Raw genomic sequence first — 16,648 nt, forward strand, 5'->3', positions numbered from 1 at the left:
AGCGAACCTGCTTCCCATTAATCTAAGCGAAAAACCCGCTACCCTCACGGGCAGCGGGTAGTTAGTCTACCGGTTCAAAATTCAATTACAGCGTTAGCAGCATTTTTATATGCGGAATACCATCCTCTAAAAATTCGTCGGAGATTTGCTGAAAGCCCAGTTGCTCATAAAACCCTTTAGCATAGGTCTGGGCTTCGATATAAATATTGTCAGCCCCCAGTTTTTCCTGCGCAACCCGAATCCCTGCCAGCAAGACTTTTTTGCCTAAACCGCTTCCCCGCCTGACTGTCAGAACCCTGCCGATGGCAACCTTGTCACAGCCTGGATTAGGGTCTACTACCCTAAGATAAGCCTGAATACAGCCATTTTCTTTATAAAAGATGTGATAAGAAAAAAGGTCTTTTCCGTCTAACTCCTGATAAGGGCAGTCTTGCTCGACCACAAACACCGCTACCCTCACCTGTAACAAGTCGTACAGTTCGCGGGTGGTCAAATCCTCAAAACGCTTAATAATCAGGTCCATACTATTCTCCCTTAGTTTCAAAGCTAATCAGCCTGCTATTTTATGTCCTGATTAGATTATACACTACTTCCTCATCAAAAAACAGAGACTTTACAGATGCTTGAATAACATGCTGTCATTCTGCCGGTCGGTCAATACCGGCATTATTATCGGGCTTTCTCGAATTGCAGGCATTGGGCAAACAGCCTTTCATATCCTGCCGATGCTCCCAGTTCCATATAATCCATTTGCTTGGCCAATGCCTCAAGCTCTCGCTTTACTTCAACAGACATAAGAGCCATATAGGCTCCTGTTTTCGAGGAATTTCCCACATAATGAATCTTATCCTTAACCTCTGCCGGTAAAATCTCCGTTCCCATCAAGCTGTCGGCCGGCAAATGGGATCCGAACTGCCCTGCAATCATGACCTTATCCAATTGATTGATATGCAGCTCCGCCTGCCTTAACAGCGCATGAAATCCTGAGAGAATCGCTCCCTTGGCCAATTGAACCTGCCGGATATCTCCCTGGGTAATCCCTAAAGGCTCCTGACCATCTTTTAAAATAAATTCGCGCTTCTTACCATCCACCCGCAGCAGAGGATATCGGTAATCCGTTTCTTCCAGTTCTTCTTTCTTAATAAAGCTGCCATTCTTTTTAACCAGTCCGATACGAAGCAATTCTTTTACAACCGCCAGAATGCCGCTGCCGCATAGGCCTACCGGTGCCTCATCACCGATGACCTTCAGCTCAATCCCCCCGTCAGTAATTGCCACATCTTCTATGGCCCCTACTGCCGCTCTCATACCGCAGCTGATATTCATTCCTTCCAGGGCCGGCCCCGCAGCACAGGAGCAGGACATCAGCCGGCCATTTTTAGCTAAAACAATTTCGCCGTTGGTGCCGATGTCAATAAACAGGAGATTCTCCCTGCTTTTTTCCAGTTGGCAGACATATGCCCCGGCTACGATATCTCCGCCGATATAGGAGGATACCGACGGCAGACAATATACCCTTGCGCCCGTGGCTCCCTGTAAGCCAATATCTCTTGCCATTATATTTTTGGCTTTGACAAAGACCGGGGCATAGGGGGAGCGTCCTATAGGCGCCGTGTCGATACCCAACAGGAAGTGCATCATCGTACAATTGGCAGCAATTGAGATCTCATAAATGTTTTGCCTGCTGACAGCCGCCTTACTGCACATATCTTCAATCAGCGAATTGAGCCCTTCAACAATTGTCTGCTGCAGTTCTTTGCGGCCGTCTGCCGGGTTTTCCAGGCTATAGGAGATTCTGGTTAACACATCAAGGCCAAATTTCTTTTGCGGGTTGAGCATGGAAGCGGAAGCCAGCTCATCGCCGGTTTTCAGATCAATCAAAGCGGTTACCACCGTTGTTGTGCCAATATCAACCGCCACTCCATAAATAAGCGCCGTTGTATCACCTGTCTCGATCCCGATTAAATCCGTACCGTTAAAAACACCGGTAACCTTCCCCTCCCCGGTGTCCAAATGCTGCAGCAATCGCCAATCCAAGTCTTTCCGGCCCAGGGCATGGCAGAGAGAATCCTCATAGGGACTGGGGTTTTCCAAGGTTGGCTTTTCTATGTGCAAGACTTTTTTGGAAATCCCCGGATTCATGCGAAAATCAGGCATATAACCGGCTGTCAGTATTTCATGTTTTCTTTCTGTTTGCAGTGTTTCGATCTCGATGTCCTCTTCCGGCACTACCAGACAGGCCAGTCTAACACCTGCAGCCATTTCTTCCTTTTTCAAAAGCTTTTTTTCCGTCTCGGAGACAGCAGGCAGCTGCCCCTGCAACAGCCTGATTTTGCATTTTCCGCAGGAGCCTTTGCCGTTGCAGGGATTATCCACAAAGACCCCATTTGCCAACAGGACCTGCAGCAAATCCTTACCCGGGTCGCACTGAATTCTCTTCCCCTCATTCGTAATGAAAATATCAGGCATCGATGTTCGCAGCTCCTTTAGTTACAGCCTCCAGCATTGATTTTACATTTTTCAAAGGGGATTTCATCCCAAGCCCGCAGGCAGGAGAGATAATATTGACTCCGTCCTGCACACATCTCTCAGTTAGTGCGGCGACTTTTCCCGGTTCGCCAAATTCAATGGCGTAGGTACTGACATTACCCATCAGCAGCCTGTTTCCCAGATTTTTTCTGGCTTCCCGCATGCTGACAATGGCATCAAAACTCAACACATGGCTTTTTATTTGGGCAGTTCCCGAATATACCTTGCGCATTTGTCCGCAAATGTGGACAATGGTATACTTATTTTCACTGTGAATACTGTCGACAATTTTATTAATATATTTCACGGCAAATTCTTCAAAGAGCTTGGGTCCCAGAATTTCACCCGTACCGCTTGGATCGGAAATGGCTATAATATCCGCCCCGGCCGCTATTTGCCGTTTGGCAAATGCGATCAATTGGCCGGTGACAAACTCCATAAACCCATGGGCCTTGGCATTATTTTTTCTCAGTTCTTTATAAAACACAACAGGCTCCATCAGCGAGCTGGCCATGCTGATGGGGCCCGTTATATTCCCGATGACCGGTACGTCATTTCCCTTGGCTTTTAATAATTTAATGGCCTCAACAACTACGTCCGCCCTTCCCTGTCCCTGGCGGTTATTGGCTGCGGTAAGCCTTTCCCACTCTTTTACAGAGGTGGTGGCATATTCTACAACATGGGGCTCATAAAAATTTGTTCCCAAATCCACCTTCGCACCCAAATTCTCTGCTTCAATGGTCATGCAAAAGGGAACGCCATAATTTTCGAAGCAGCCCTTTTCATAAACCGCCGCTGCTAAGTCTGCCATCATCCGGGCATTGGTATGAGCCTCCGGAAAACGGATTCCCGCCTCTTCCATCAGCTCCGCAGTGATCATATTCATCATCCCCCCGGGACAAATGCAGGGGGGTCTGTCAACCTGTTCCTCTCTGAAAACCTTATTCAACCGTTCCTTTGGCAATAACACAGCTGCATCCTCCTTTACCTTTAGGCAACATTAAGCAAGCCTTTGATCAGTTTGACTGCTTCAACGGCATTGGGAGAATACCCATCTGCCCCAATGATATCGGCAAATTTCTGGGAGATGGGTCCTCCGCCAATAATCACCTTAACCTCATCTCTCATGCCCGCTGCTGTTAGCAGCTCAATTACCGTGCCCATGCCTCCCATCGTTGTCGTCATCAGGGTTGCCATACATACAAAAGAGGCGTTTACCTCCCTAGCTTTATCCACAAAGCGCTGCAGCGGAACGTCCCTTCCCAAATCAACCATCTCGAAGCCTGCGGTTTCCATCATAATTTTCACCAGGTTCTTGCCAATATCATGGGTATCTCCCTCAACGACCCCAATGACGCCTTTGATCTTTTCTTTCTCCGCTTCGTCTGAAGGAAGATGGGGTCTTAAAATATTCAGCCCCTCATACATGGCGTCTGAACACAGCAATACATCGGTAACATAATACTCTTCATCCTCATATAATTGGCTCGCACGATTCATACCGTCCACAAGGCCCTCCATAATGCCGTCGAAGGCCGGATAGCCTGCTGCTACGTATTCCTGACAGGCTGCAATTACGTCATCTTCCTCCATGTCCACAACACCGTCTGATAATCTTTTCAGTAATTCTTCTTTAGATGCTGGCATAAGTTTCTCCTCCCATTTTATCATGTATTAGATTTTTTCTACTAGCTCATGAAATTTTGGGGCTCCAAGGGCCATTTCCCATATTTCCTGGCAGAAGCCATAAATTGATCAACATTTTCCAGCGGAACATTGCCGGAAAGATCACAGCCTGATGCTAAAATGTAGCCGCAGGGACTGTCATAGGCTTTTTGAATACAACTTTTAACCGCCTGGTCCACATCCTTGGTGTTCCCCAAAATTAATACCTCTACAGGGTCTACATTCCCCAGAATCGGAACCTTGCCCCCTGCTACCTGCTTGGTATAGGCCAGATCCACTTTGTTATCGATACTCAGCATATCACAGCCTGATGTCACCATGTCTGCCACAATGGCTGTCGTATCTCCGCAAATGTGGTAGCATACCATTCCTTTGGCCTCATGGATATCCTGCATCAAATCTATCGTATAAGGCAAAACAAACTCCAAATACTGTTTGCGACTGAGGATCGTCCCGGAGGCAATGGGGTCACACAACAAAAATACAGCCCCGGCTTTAATAAATTCCCGGTAAATCGTCTTTAAGCCTTGAGTACAGAAACGTAGCAACTGGTGTACCTTCTCCGGATTTTTTCTGGTTGCCCTCAGCAAACTCTCTGTTTGATAGATGCTGGCAGCCGCCGTAAAAGGACCGGATATCAATACCCCTGTCGGAACCTCTTTTCCCAGTTCATCAATAAGAATTTTAGTTGCTTCCACATGGAGCTGAAGTTTTTTGTCATTCTTCAGCTCCAGCTTGGCTATGTCCAGCTGGTCCACATGATTTAGATCGTTCAGGGCATAACTCATAATTGCCGGAATGGAGTCTTCCGGATCATTCATCACAGAACCCAGGGCTATCCCTACTCCATGCAATCCGTATTCGATGATGGTTAAATCATTGCCGAATCTTTTATAGGCAGCCACCTGAGCCTTTGCTTCATTTAACGCGCTGCTCCGTTTTTCCTTATGGGTCATTCCTAAGGCCAGGCCGGACATGGAGCAGACCACCGGCATAGCCAGAATTCTGTCCATAGGTTTTCCTGTCATAAAAGCGGTCAGCCGTTCGTTAGGGGTCATGTGATCATCTTTATGCATAGGTCACTTTCTCCTTCATTTCCTAATGAGATCCTAGTGAAAATTTGCTGTTGCTTTGCGTCTTTTTTTAAAATTAAAGCAGCTCAAGGGTTTTAATTATCCCGTTTTGCAAGACAAACTCTCTGTTTTTAACGCACATTTGCCCAACAAATTTCGTTTTTCCTACTACTTTTTGACAAGCCGAAAAATAGTTTATAGGCGCACCCAGATCAATGTCCTGCCAAACGGCTTTCTCTGTCCCCAGCAAGGCAAAGGCGGTTTTAGGACAAAGCAGCAGGAGACTTTCATTGCCGAGGATTGTTTCCACTCTTTTAAAGAAAGGATAAGTAAAAAGTTCCACTGTTTTTGCCGACATCTCAGGTCCCAGGATATTCAGGCCGCCGGTAGAATCACCATAACTAAACATAGTGACTCCTGCCTGCTGTGCTGCCTCCACATAACGCAGCATTTCCCTCTGCAATTTATCAAAAATAAGCTTCATCTGCTCCGGCTTTTTGCGAAATATCTTGAAAATATGCCGGGGCTCCATTAATATATTCAGAATTGTATAAGGTCCTGAAATGTATAAAACTACCTGTTCGCCTTTGTCCTGCAAAGCTTGGCAGGCTTTTAGCACTTCGGCGATACGCCCTTTCGAATAGTCAATTTCAGGCAGGTCCAGTAGTTCTTCTGCTGTTATGCAAATATAGTCTTCCCCTCTTGGGCCTGCGTTTTCATCACCATAATTAACATGCCCTCCCAGTGCTTCGCCTTCGACCGTATGACAAAAGGGCAATTCACAAAATTCCGTTTTATCATAGTCCTTCAAGGCCAGAGCCAGTTGGGCCATACCCTGCCACGTTTTATAGGCCTGAGGAAATTCTAAATCCAGTCCCTTTACGGCGTCCTTATTAATTCCCACAGAATTGACATAGGTACACTGAAAGTCAACAATTTTACTCATGCGGCCCTCCTCCCGGCTATTTGCCAAACCACTCCGCTATAGCTTCTTTATTTAAATCAGTACCGATTACAACCACCTTGGCCGCCTTGTCCTCAGCCAGGTATTCCCACCGGCAGTGCTGAGGCGTAAAGTTAAAAAGAATGGAGTGCTGGGTATCAAGCTCCAAAATTCCTTTGGCCCGCAAAATGCAACCGTGTTCCTTGCCGCTTAGGACTGCCAATACTTTTTCAAGCTCAGCTTCAGAAAAAACCTTTGGCTTCGCAATCGAGAGACTGTCAAACACTTTAGCGGCAGGCATTACATTTATTCTTTCTTTCGCGTCAATACCAAAGCCGTCTGCTGTATGTAATATTTCCATAAGTTCTTCGCCGGCATGAGAATACCAATCTTCCTTAACAATAAACGCAGCCGGGTTGATTGTACTTATCCGGGCAATTACTTTTTCCAGCTTCTGCTGTTCCATTTGGTTCATATGGCTGAGAAAAATTATGTGGGCATTGGCAATGTGATCTGAGTAGAAACTGCCGAAGTTTTCTGAATAATCCTCAAATGCTGCTGCATCTACGATGGTAATCAGATGCTTTATTTGAATAGCCAAATCTCCCGTTTGCCGAATTCCCTGGCAAACTTTGATAATGTCCGAAAGGCTGCCAACCCCCGAAGGTTCTATTAAAATATGCTGCGGGTGATAGCCTAACACCAGCTCTCTTATAGCCTTCTCAAAGTCCTGTACAACACTGCAACAGATACAGCCGGCATATATTTCTTTAACCGGGAACTCCTTGGGCAGCAAATCCCCGTCAACGCCGACTTCACCAAATTCATTTTCTATTAAAGCAATTTTTCCCTCCAGGTTAGGAAGGATCTTTTTTAGGAAAGACGTCTTGCCAGCCCCTAAAAATCCGGAAACAATACTTATCTGAGTCGTCATATTGTACCTCTTTGTAATATGCGATAAACTCCCATTACTAGTATGCTTTAGCATTAATAGAATGTCTAATTGCAAAATTGTATCACTGCTATGCTTTTGGATAGAAATTGTCGATTTGTTACAACGCAAAAAAAGCCGCCCACCAGGGCGAACCCGGCAGGCGGCTTGCAAAAAAAGGAAGGATACTTAAAGGATGATTTAATATTACATCAAAATAGTCAATCTTGTGTTATAGCTTGGTAAATATTATGTTAAATCATTCTAGGGCGAAATAACTATTATCCAACACCAACAAAACAACGCCAAGCAGAATAGCCGCCTGGCGTTTGGTTAAACTAAACATAATCCTCACTCTTCTCCCATTAAGCGCCGCCTCCACGGCGCTATTTTTCTATCTTTCAGTTATTTAGCAGATGACTATAAGAATCAACGTAACCAGTGCAATCACAAACGCAATAGCAAGCCATATTTGCCATTGATCGAAATTATGGTAAGCAGCAAAACCATTAACTTTACGACCGACACCATCAATCGTATTTTTTATTTTCCCTATATCCATATTAACCCCCCGCCCACGTTATGTTATTATATTGTATTCACATTACGCTTAAGCCGCCCGTAAGCACGGTTAACTATTTTGCTGATACCAATTGCTTTACCCCTGATTAAATCCCCCACCGCCACCCTTGTCAGTACCAGGCAGAAGCCACAAATCCCAATGCTCGCAGTTATGCTCCGGACCGTGTGAGGATATCTATTAGCTTCATAGATCTATGGTTTTAATTGTCTGCCCCGGCATAGTTTTAGTGTCCATTGGGGCCTCCTTATCAGTAAAATACTCAATAATTTTTCAGTAATCTCACATACTAACAATGGGATAGCCTAGCTTAACAAACCAAAGGAGGCGTATGCTATGGAAACAATAGCAATCGCAATATACGTCATAGCCGGCATGTGTTTTTTAGCTGTCGCATTCTTTGATTGGCTTTCCTATCCTTGGCAATAGGGGCGTTATGCCCCCTTGCCTCACTTAACTTTAGCCATTGTCAAACATATATTCCCCGCCTCGCTAACAGCATTAAATAAAAATTAACTGGAAACACTATCTCTGGAGGTGACTTTTATGAACAAATCTACGAAACAACAAGAACAGGAGACAAATGCTTCAGTAGGATATGGGCCAAATAATCCGGAGCCTTTATCCTTTAAAGAATCAGAAATTCCGAAAGATAAGGATGCGTTACACGCCGCCGCGGAATATATTAATTCCACACCTTCGGTCAATCCAGTTACAGAAGCAGTTAATAGAACTGAACCATAGCGGGGTATTCCCCGCTATTTTTTTATTATCCTCGCATTACTAACTTCGTCTAAAATATTGTTAAAACAAATAACAGCCGAAAATTTATTGATCACAAGACGTGTTTCGGCTATAATATAACAAACTTTAACTTTAGACGATGAGGTGATCTCATGAATTATATACACAGAGCAATGGAGAATACGTTTCTCCGTCTTAGCAAGGAGTTTCCAGCGTTGCTGCTCACCGGTCCAAGGCAGGTTGGCAAAACAACCATGCTGCAAAAACTGGCTGCCGAGGAGAACATCGGACGGGAGTATGTGACACTGGATGATTTGACGGAGCGCCAAATGGCGAAGAACGATCCGAAGATGTTCCTGCAAATCCATAAGCCGCCGGTGTTTATCGATGAGGTACAGTATGCACCGGAGCTGTTTACCTATATCAAAATACATGTTGACCAAAACCGACGGGCCGGTGACTTTTGGTTGACTGGTTCGCAGGTATTCAAGTTGATGGAGGGGATACAGGAATCCCTGGCCGGGCGTGTCTGCCTGCTGCATATATCTCCCATATCACAGGCGGAGATTGATGGTGCTTCCACCGCACCTTTTGTGCTGGATTTTGAGCAGTTGTCACAGCGGGTAAAAGAGCGCCCGCCTATTGATACTCCTGCACTTTATGAGCGTATTTTCAGAGGAGGTATGCCTGCCCTCATCAGCGGGCAGTATAGCGACCATCGGGCAGTGTATTCCAGCTACATCAGTACCTATATAGACCGGGATGTAAAAGAGCTTTCCGGTACCATTGATTCGCTCAGGTTTATGGATTTCATCACGGCCGCCGCAGCCCTGTGCGGACAGATGCTCAACTACAAGACCATTGCTGACACTGCCGGCATTGACCAGATTACCGCCAAAAACTGGCTGGTGATTTTAGAGCGGCTGGGCATTGTGTTTTATCTTCATCCTTATTCCAACAATATGCTTAAACGCGTGGTAACTAAGCCTAAGCTGTATTTCTATGACTGCGGGTTGGTGGCCTACCTGACCAAATGGAGCAGCAGTGATACCCTGATGAATGGTGCCATGAGTGGTGCGATTCTTGAGAATTTTGCGGTGTCTGAGATTGTCAAGAGCTATCACAATTGCGGCTGGGAGGCCGTTATTTATTACTATCGGGATAAGGATACTAAAGAGATTGACATTCTGTTGGAGGACAGCGGCAAGCTATACCCCATGGAAATCAAGAAAACTGCCACGCCTCAAAAGCAGCTAACTCGTGTGTTTGGTGTAATTGACAAGACTACTTTGGAGCGTGGAACAGGGGCTGTGCTTTGTACGACCGATAGACTGTCGGCGTTTGACAGCCAGAATTTGATCGTGCCTATTTGGGGGATATAAGTTTAAATGCCTTTGGCCGTTACTTTTGTAATGGCTAAAGGCATTTTAGGTTGTTCTGATAATGAAGTTATCGTGAACGACCCGTTTTTTCAGATTATTTAAGATACTAAGCCAAAACTTAGCGCTTTCGTTTTCTCCCGCCCATAGACCAAGCATGTCCTGAATACCATCCATTTGATAGGGTGCAAAAATCGCCCGAAACGGACTTTTTTCAGTACCTTGATGTATAAGGCTTTTGAAGGTGGTGTTTTCTTTTTAGTCTTATCGCAAACTCAATGTTGTTTTCTTTTTATTCGTATTGTTTTTAACAGCCTTTTTCATGTTTTCTAGTTCCGGATTTGTATAGTAGAGACGACAATTAAGGACCGTCCCCCTGACCCAGTCCCCCTGACCCAATTTTCACCGGACAACGGACAAAAAACTATCACTTTCGAATAGTTTTTTTCTTTGCTAAATTATCCATAACATGCTTTTTTTTTGTATCATACTTCATACTGCACGGTAGTTTCTGGTTGCGCTCTCAACCTCTCATACACAATACTCACGAGCAAATCCTTTATTGTATCTCCAAATTTTTCATCATCTAATACTCGCTCACAGAATTTTTGATTCTGCGCCATCCGTTCAATGACTACATCCATAAAAGCATCATTGAATGGGAAACGGAAATGTTCCTGAGAGTTATTGCGTGCCTGCATCCGCAATTCTTCATTATTATCCATATCAGAAACAAACTGTTCTAGAACCTTATCAATATTCGTAAATTCCGTACCGAATTTCTCGTTGAGTTTTTTTATCAATTCCGACAGCAGCGCTTTTTCTTCCTGCGGCTTTGGCTTTCCGGCAACGATTGTATTAGACAGCGGTTCGCCTTGCTCCAATACAATCGAACCCTCGAATATTTTCTGAACACGGTAGTATTGCAGTGCAACTTCGTCATCTAAGAAAACCGGGGTGTTTCCATCGCGCTTTGGCAGCTTTTTAAGCAGAAACTTTGCGTAGGCATGGAATTTATGCATATCCGCGTCATCCAAGCGAATAACGCTTGTGAGAAATGTATAAGTACGCACGAATTTAGTTAGCGTAGATTTAAACTCCTCCTGCTCATTTTCCTCCATACCCTTGTATCTGTCCACAGCAGGGTCAAGGTAACTATTAAGCACACCAAAGTCCATGTTTCCCTGCTTTTTCGTTGGCCTGAAAAAAGCTTTTGCAAACGCTGCTATTTCACTTTCCCAATAGACTCTAAAGGCATCTAATTTCGTTTTTAAGTCATAGACAATATTGGCATCGGTTGTTTCCTCGATCGTAGCTTCCTCGTAATATGGTGCAAATGCTGCACGAATATCTTCGGCAGAATTAACGAAATCAAGAATGAAAGTGTCCTCTTTGCCAAAGCAGGTTCGGTTCAGACGGGAAAGAGTCTGTACAGCCTTTACACCGCTTAGCTTCTTATCTACAAACATAGTATGCAAAAACGGCTCGTCAAAACCCGTCTGGTATTTTTCTGCTACGAGCAGCACCTGATATTCACCGCTTGAAAATTTTTCAGGTAGTTCCGTTTCCTTGATATTGTTCATGCTGACCTCAGTATATTCCGCACCGCCGTCATGTACTGTTCCGGAAAATGCAATCAGGATACCCAATTCGTTCTCGCAGCCCATCTTTTTGATGTATTTCTTGAATTCCTGATAGTACCGTACTGCGTGTAGACGGGAGCCAGTGACAACCATAGCCTTAGCCTTGCCGCCAATCATATCTTTGGTAACTGTACGAAAATGTTCTACCATGATTTGCGTTTTCTGCGCGAGGTTATGGGGATGCAGACTCAAGAATTTGCCCAACGCTTTATTGGCCTTGCTTTTTTCATACCGGGGATCATCCGCAATCTTTTTACCAATCCTAAAATATGTATCGTAAGTTACATATTTTTCCAGAACATCGAGAATGAACTCCTCTTCGATTGCCTGCCGCATGGAATAGATATGGAACGCTCTCGGAATACCGTCAACTCCGGGTGTTCCGAACATTTCTATCGTTTTCGGCTTTGGAGTAGCTGTAAAAGCAAAAAATGATAGATTGTCGAGTTTTCCGTGAGTGGACATTTCCTTGGCAATTTCATCTTCACTATCAGACTTGTTACGTTCTTCTTTGGCTTCCTCATTTGCCACCTTCTGCAGTTGCTGCTCCTCAGTCAATCCCTCCACCTCGCCCAGAATGGCTTTCATCTTTCGACTGGCTTCACCTGTCTGGGATGAATGCGCCTCATCCACGATGATGGCAAACCGTTTGCCTGCAAGGCTATCCACCTTTTCAAGAACAAAGGGAAACTTTTGCAACGTGGTAACGATGATTTTTTTGCTTGTATTCAGCGCCTCGGCAAGTTGGGTAGAATTGTTGTTGATTTTTACAACCACACCCTCTACGTGTTCAAACTGATAAATTGTATCCTGTAACTGCCTGTCCAACACAAGACGGTCTGTGATAACAATGATGCTATTGAAAATAACTTTATCATTCTTATCGTGAAGATTAGACAGATGATGAGCAAGCCACGAAATAGAATTCGATTTACCGCTTCCCGCACTATGCTGGATAAGATAATTCCGCCCTGTACCGTTTTCATGAACATCCGCAATCAGCTTGCGCACTACATCTAACTGATGATAGCGGGGAAAGACGCTGGTTTCTTTCTTTGAACCCTTTCTACCTTTTTCCATGTGAATAAATCGTTGCACGATATCAAGAATACTATCTTTTTGCAAAACCTCATCCCACAGGTAGGAAGTACGAAAGTTTCCCGCACCTACCGGATTACCTTTACCGCCTTTATTCCCCTTATTAAACGGCAGAAAATAGGTATTGATGCCGTTAAGCCGTGTAGTCATCCAAACTTCATCCGTGTCAACCGCAAAGTGAACAAGACAGCGTACCTTAGGAGAAAGCAGCAATTCCCTCGGGTCACGGTCTTTCGTATATTGACGTTTGGCATTTTCCGCCGTTTGCCCTGTAATAGCGTTTTTCAATTCTAGCGTAGCAACAGGTAACCCATTGATAAACAACACAACATCGATAGAGTTTTCATTCTTCAAACTATAATGCACCTGACGGGTAACAGAAAGAATATTCTTCCCATACAAGGTAAGGTTAGTATAGTTCATGCCACTGGCTGGTTTAAAAAAGCAGAGTGCAACCTTAGCAGGAGCATCCACCACACCGTGACGCAGAACGTGTAACATCCCATACGTATCCAAATCCTTGTATAACTTTTTAAGAAAACCGGCTTCCACGTTAGCCCCATGTTTTTTACAAAGCTTCTGCCATTCCTTCGGCTGACTATCCTGCAGAAAACGAAACAGCATAGCCGTATCGAGAGCGAATTCACGATTGTAGTCCTTGGGGGCGCCCTTGATATACCCTCCGTGGTCAATCAGGCTGTATTCGATTTCGGTTTCAAAGGTGATTTCTTTTGTTTGCATCACCATATCACACAGCCGCCTTTCCTGTCACCACTTCGGAAATAATGCTCTGGCGATATTCTTTCAGTTTTACGATTTGCTCAGTGATGTCAGTAATGAGGGAGTCGATATAATGGCTTTTTTCTTGTATGTATGATGCAATTTTTTCTTGAACATCAATCGGAGGGTTCGGCACTAGGAACTCTAAGAAGGTTTCTGTCTGCAACCTCCATCTACCAAGATTCGAAACACCTTGCCCAAACTTATAAAAGATTTTTCGCTTATAATACATCTGAAACAGATGCTTATAATATTCATGGTTCTGAATATTATTTTGCCAGAATCGAAAAACTCTGTAATCCGGGCTTGTGACACCATCGTACTGAGAGCAATCCATATATCCCGTAAGCAAGTCCATTCCATTCATAGCAAAATCATTCACATCAACGCGCTGATATCCTATGTATGTTTGAGCCTGTTGACCATCATTGTCTTTGATGTTTTTAATTTTTATACCAGATTGTGTAATTGACAAAACAGGCCTGTCCTCCTCGTAATATGGACGTTTCACCAATTCGAACAACCATTTAATTTTTTCTATTTCCCAGTCTTCCGGTATTTCGCCAATCCATTCCACACCGCTATCTTTCATTTTTGCGGTCTTGTCCAGTCCCTTGGTAACGGCTTCGCTAATTATGGCGTTGCGCTTTTCTTTCAGGAGGTCAATGAGCTTTTGCTTGTCCGCAATGATAGTATCTATAGCGGCGGACTTTTGATTAAGATACTTTACAATAATTTGTTGGTTATGTATATCCGTAAAAGGAATTTGAATATTAGCGATTTGTTCGAAATTTAAACCCTCTCGATTTGCACCAGTTTGATAAAGGTCAATAGCAGTTTGGCCTACATTAGACATAAGCATGTAATGCAGATACTTACTCAAAACTATTCCATTAACCCTGATGATGCACACATGCTGATTCACATTGCCTGGAATATCTTTATCCCAGATACATGCCCTACCAATGGATGCACCCGTAATATTTAAAAGGACATCGTTCATCTTCAATCTCGTATTTGACAGTTCGGCATCCATTTCATCGGTAAGATAAACTACATCGTCAAGAACAAGTCCTGTATTGTGTACATTCTGGCTTCTCAAAAACATGATGCCATCATCAACGTACACCTCATTTCCACCACGAGGTGTTTTTCCACTTCCAATTTTGGTGGTAAAGTGCTTGATTTTCTTAAAGCTCCATTCCTTTGGTATCTCACCAATCCACTTCATTCTACTATCTTTATATTCTGCGTATGGTTTCATTCAGCTAGCACCTCCGCAAGGTTTTTCTGAATACGTTCCTCCAGCTTCTTGATTTCCTCCATAATCTCGCTGCTGTCACGCAGGGGGATGAATTTATAAAAATACCTTGTGAACGGGATCTCATAACCAGTTTTAGTTTTGCTTTCATCAATCCATGCATCGGGAACATGGGGCAGTACCTCACGGGCAAAATATTCGCGGATATCCTCCTTGAGCGGCACCGTCTCAGTGTCACGCAGGGCAGGATCCGCTTTTTTGTTGCCGTTTTTGTCCGCAATAGGTTTGTCGTCCTCGCTATAGAGCGGGCGTTCCACCGTGATCTTGCGGTAGCCAAAGTCCTCATTATCGAAATCAATGTAGTTTTCGTCCGGCTCGTAGGTGCTGTACAGACGCACGATCTCCGCACGGTTAACGTTGCTTATCATATTACGCTTGTTACCCAGCGATTTGCGCATCCGCTCATAAAAAGTCGTACCATTCACCAAACGGATTTTACCATGGCGGCGCTCTCTCTTGCGGTTGGTCAGAATCCATATATACGTTGATATTCCCGTGTTGTAAAAAAGTTGATCCGGCAGTGCAATAATCGCTTCCAGTAGGTCATTTTCAATAATCCAACGTCGTATTTCGCTTTCACCGCTTCCTGCATCACCGGTGAACAAGGGTGAGCCATTGAATACAATACCGATGCGGCTGCCGCCGTCCTTCGGATCGTTCATCTTGGAGATGAAATGTTGCAGAAACAAAAGCGACCCATCGGATATGCGCGGCAGTCCTGCACCGAAACGACCCTTATCTCCCTGGGATGCCGCTTCGTCCTTAATGAATGTTTCGACCTTCTTCCATTCCACGCCAAAAGGTGGATTGGTCAGCATATAGTCAAATTTCTGCCCTTTAAAGCCATCTTCGTTGAAGCTGTTGCCTAAAACAATACGGCTGTTGGTATTGCCTTTTAGAATCATATCAGAACGGCAGGTGGCGTAAGTTTCCGGATTCAATTCCTGCCCGAATGGAATGATTTGGGTTGTGGCATTAAGCGCGCGCATCTTATTTTGCGCAACGGATAGCATCCCCCCCGTGCCGCAGGCAACATCGCAGATAGTAATGACCTTGCCGTCGGTGGTGGCAAGGTCGCTCATGTCTGGCTCCAATAAAATCTCCACCATTAGTTCGATGACCTCGCGAGGGGTAAAGTGTTCACCTGCAGTTTCATTGGACTGCTCGGAAAACTTGCGAATCAGTTCTTCGAACATATAACCCATCTCTAGGTTATCAATCTCTTGTGCACTCATATTTATTTCAGCAAACCGCTGCACAACCAGATACAGTAGATTCGCTTTTGCCAGCTTGTCAATGATGGTGAAAATTTCAAAATTATCCATGATTTCTCGTACATCATCTGAAAAACCATTTATATAGTCACGTAGATTGGTTTCAATTGCCGTGCTGTCATCCAACAGCTTCTCAAAATCAAACTTGCTGATGTTGTAATAATCATGCCCTGTATACTTCCTGAAAATGGGACGCTTATTGCTAACCGTCAATGTTTCATTAATTTCCAGTATTTTAACTTTGGATGGAGCAAGGACACAATCAAACCGGCGCAACACCGTAAACGGAAGAATGACTTTGCCATATTCGCTCTGTTTAAAGTTACCCCGGAGCAAGTCCGCAATACTCCAGATAAAATTGGCTTGATCGTTAATATTCATTATATGTCCGCCCCTTCTTTGTATTTTAGCTTTTCATATCGTTCATAAGAGATAATCACCGCTTGCGGCTTACTATTCTTATTTACTACAACTACCTTGTCCTGTTCTGACACCTCATTAAATATCTTAGATGCCTGCCCTCTAAGAAACTCCGTTGCGGTTCTGTAAACTGGCGCAATTCCAGTATTTTCTTTCCTTTTTGCCACAAAACCACCCCTTACCCGTACAACCATACATCCTTATTTTACCACAAAGTAATTACTTTTATCAATACTTTTAGTTTTAT

Annotated in this window: 14 protein-coding genes and 1 pseudogene; 2 read left to right on the plus strand and 13 right to left on the minus strand. The window is 44.3% G+C overall.

Going from position 1 to position 16,648, the window contains the following annotated elements:
* Nucleotides 1-85: 85 nt before the first annotated feature.
* The 8 genes from GT1_RS08255 to GT1_RS08290 all read right to left on the minus strand — a co-directional run bounded on the left by GT1_RS08255 (nucleotide 86) and on the right by GT1_RS08290 (nucleotide 7,724).
* Complete coding sequence (locus tag GT1_RS08255; protein WP_188398305.1) at nucleotides 86-523, minus strand: GNAT family N-acetyltransferase; 438 nt, start codon at nucleotides 521-523, stop codon at nucleotides 86-88.
* Between the two features lie 146 nt (nucleotides 524-669).
* Nucleotides 670-2,469, minus strand: a complete 1,800-nt coding sequence (locus GT1_RS08260; protein ID WP_188398306.1) for an ASKHA domain-containing protein — start codon at nucleotides 2,467-2,469, stop codon at nucleotides 670-672.
* Nucleotides 2,462-3,499 carry an MtaA/CmuA family methyltransferase gene (locus GT1_RS08265; protein ID WP_188398307.1) on the minus strand — a complete coding sequence of 346 codons (1,038 nt, stop codon included), beginning with the start codon at nucleotides 3,497-3,499 and terminating at the stop codon, nucleotides 2,462-2,464. The genes GT1_RS08260 and GT1_RS08265 overlap by 8 nt, the downstream gene beginning before the upstream one ends.
* Before the next feature lie 20 nt (nucleotides 3,500-3,519).
* Entirely contained in the window at nucleotides 3,520-4,176 is a 657-nt protein-coding gene (locus tag GT1_RS08270) for a corrinoid protein (protein ID WP_188398308.1), read from the minus strand.
* Between the two features lie 41 nt (nucleotides 4,177-4,217).
* Nucleotides 4,218-5,291, minus strand: a complete 1,074-nt coding sequence (locus GT1_RS08275; RefSeq protein ID WP_188398309.1) for a uroporphyrinogen decarboxylase family protein — start codon at nucleotides 5,289-5,291, stop codon at nucleotides 4,218-4,220.
* Nucleotides 5,292-5,364: 73 nt separating this feature from the next.
* Nucleotides 5,365-6,234 carry a uroporphyrinogen decarboxylase family protein gene (locus GT1_RS08280; protein ID WP_188398310.1) on the minus strand — a complete coding sequence of 290 codons (870 nt, stop codon included), beginning with the start codon at nucleotides 6,232-6,234 and terminating at the stop codon, nucleotides 5,365-5,367.
* A gap of 16 nt (nucleotides 6,235-6,250) precedes the next feature.
* Entirely contained in the window at nucleotides 6,251-7,165 is a 915-nt protein-coding gene (locus tag GT1_RS08285) for a GTP-binding protein (RefSeq protein WP_188398311.1), read from the minus strand.
* 406 nt (nucleotides 7,166-7,571) lie between these two features.
* Nucleotides 7,572-7,724: a hypothetical protein gene (locus GT1_RS08290; RefSeq protein ID WP_158027071.1), complete on the minus strand. Its 153-nt coding sequence runs from the start codon at nucleotides 7,722-7,724 to the stop codon at nucleotides 7,572-7,574.
* 564 nt (nucleotides 7,725-8,288) lie between these two features.
* Between GT1_RS08290 and GT1_RS08295 the strand changes: the two genes are divergently transcribed.
* Nucleotides 8,289-8,486 (plus strand): hypothetical protein, encoded by a 198-nt coding sequence (locus GT1_RS08295; RefSeq protein WP_188398312.1) that lies wholly within the window; start codon nucleotides 8,289-8,291, stop codon nucleotides 8,484-8,486.
* Nucleotides 8,487-8,638: 152 nt separating this feature from the next.
* A complete protein-coding gene (locus tag GT1_RS08300; protein WP_188398313.1) occupies nucleotides 8,639-9,868 on the plus strand; it encodes an ATP-binding protein in 1,230 nt (409 codons plus the stop codon).
* A 69-nt stretch (nucleotides 9,869-9,937) separates the two neighbouring features.
* Here the strand turns inward: GT1_RS08300 and GT1_RS08305 are convergent.
* The 5 genes and pseudogenes from GT1_RS08305 to GT1_RS08325 form a co-directional block, all read right to left on the minus strand.
* Nucleotides 9,938-10,042: pseudogene (locus tag GT1_RS08305) on the minus strand (transposase); the annotation flags it as partial.
* Between the two features lie 308 nt (nucleotides 10,043-10,350).
* On the minus strand, nucleotides 10,351-13,353 hold the full coding sequence (locus GT1_RS08310) for a type I restriction endonuclease subunit R (RefSeq protein ID WP_223226124.1): 3,003 nt from the start codon (nucleotides 13,351-13,353) through the stop codon (nucleotides 10,351-10,353).
* Nucleotide 13,354: 1 nt separating this feature from the next.
* Nucleotides 13,355-14,650 (minus strand): restriction endonuclease subunit S, encoded by a 1,296-nt coding sequence (locus tag GT1_RS08315; RefSeq protein ID WP_188398315.1) that lies wholly within the window; start codon nucleotides 14,648-14,650, stop codon nucleotides 13,355-13,357.
* Entirely contained in the window at nucleotides 14,647-16,362 is a 1,716-nt protein-coding gene (locus GT1_RS08320) for a class I SAM-dependent DNA methyltransferase (RefSeq protein WP_188398316.1), read from the minus strand. The genes GT1_RS08315 and GT1_RS08320 overlap by 4 nt, the downstream gene beginning before the upstream one ends.
* A complete protein-coding gene (locus GT1_RS08325) occupies nucleotides 16,362-16,568 on the minus strand; it encodes a type II toxin-antitoxin system prevent-host-death family antitoxin (RefSeq protein ID WP_223226125.1) in 207 nt (68 codons plus the stop codon). Before GT1_RS08325 ends, GT1_RS08320 begins: the two co-directional genes overlap by 1 nt.
* Between the last annotated feature and the right edge of the window lie 80 nt (nucleotides 16,569-16,648).

The sequence above is a fragment of the Sporomusa sp. GT1 genome, from assembly GCF_014634905.1.
GTDB classification, from domain to species: Bacteria; Bacillota; Negativicutes; order Sporomusales; family Sporomusaceae; genus Sporomusa; species Sporomusa sphaeroides.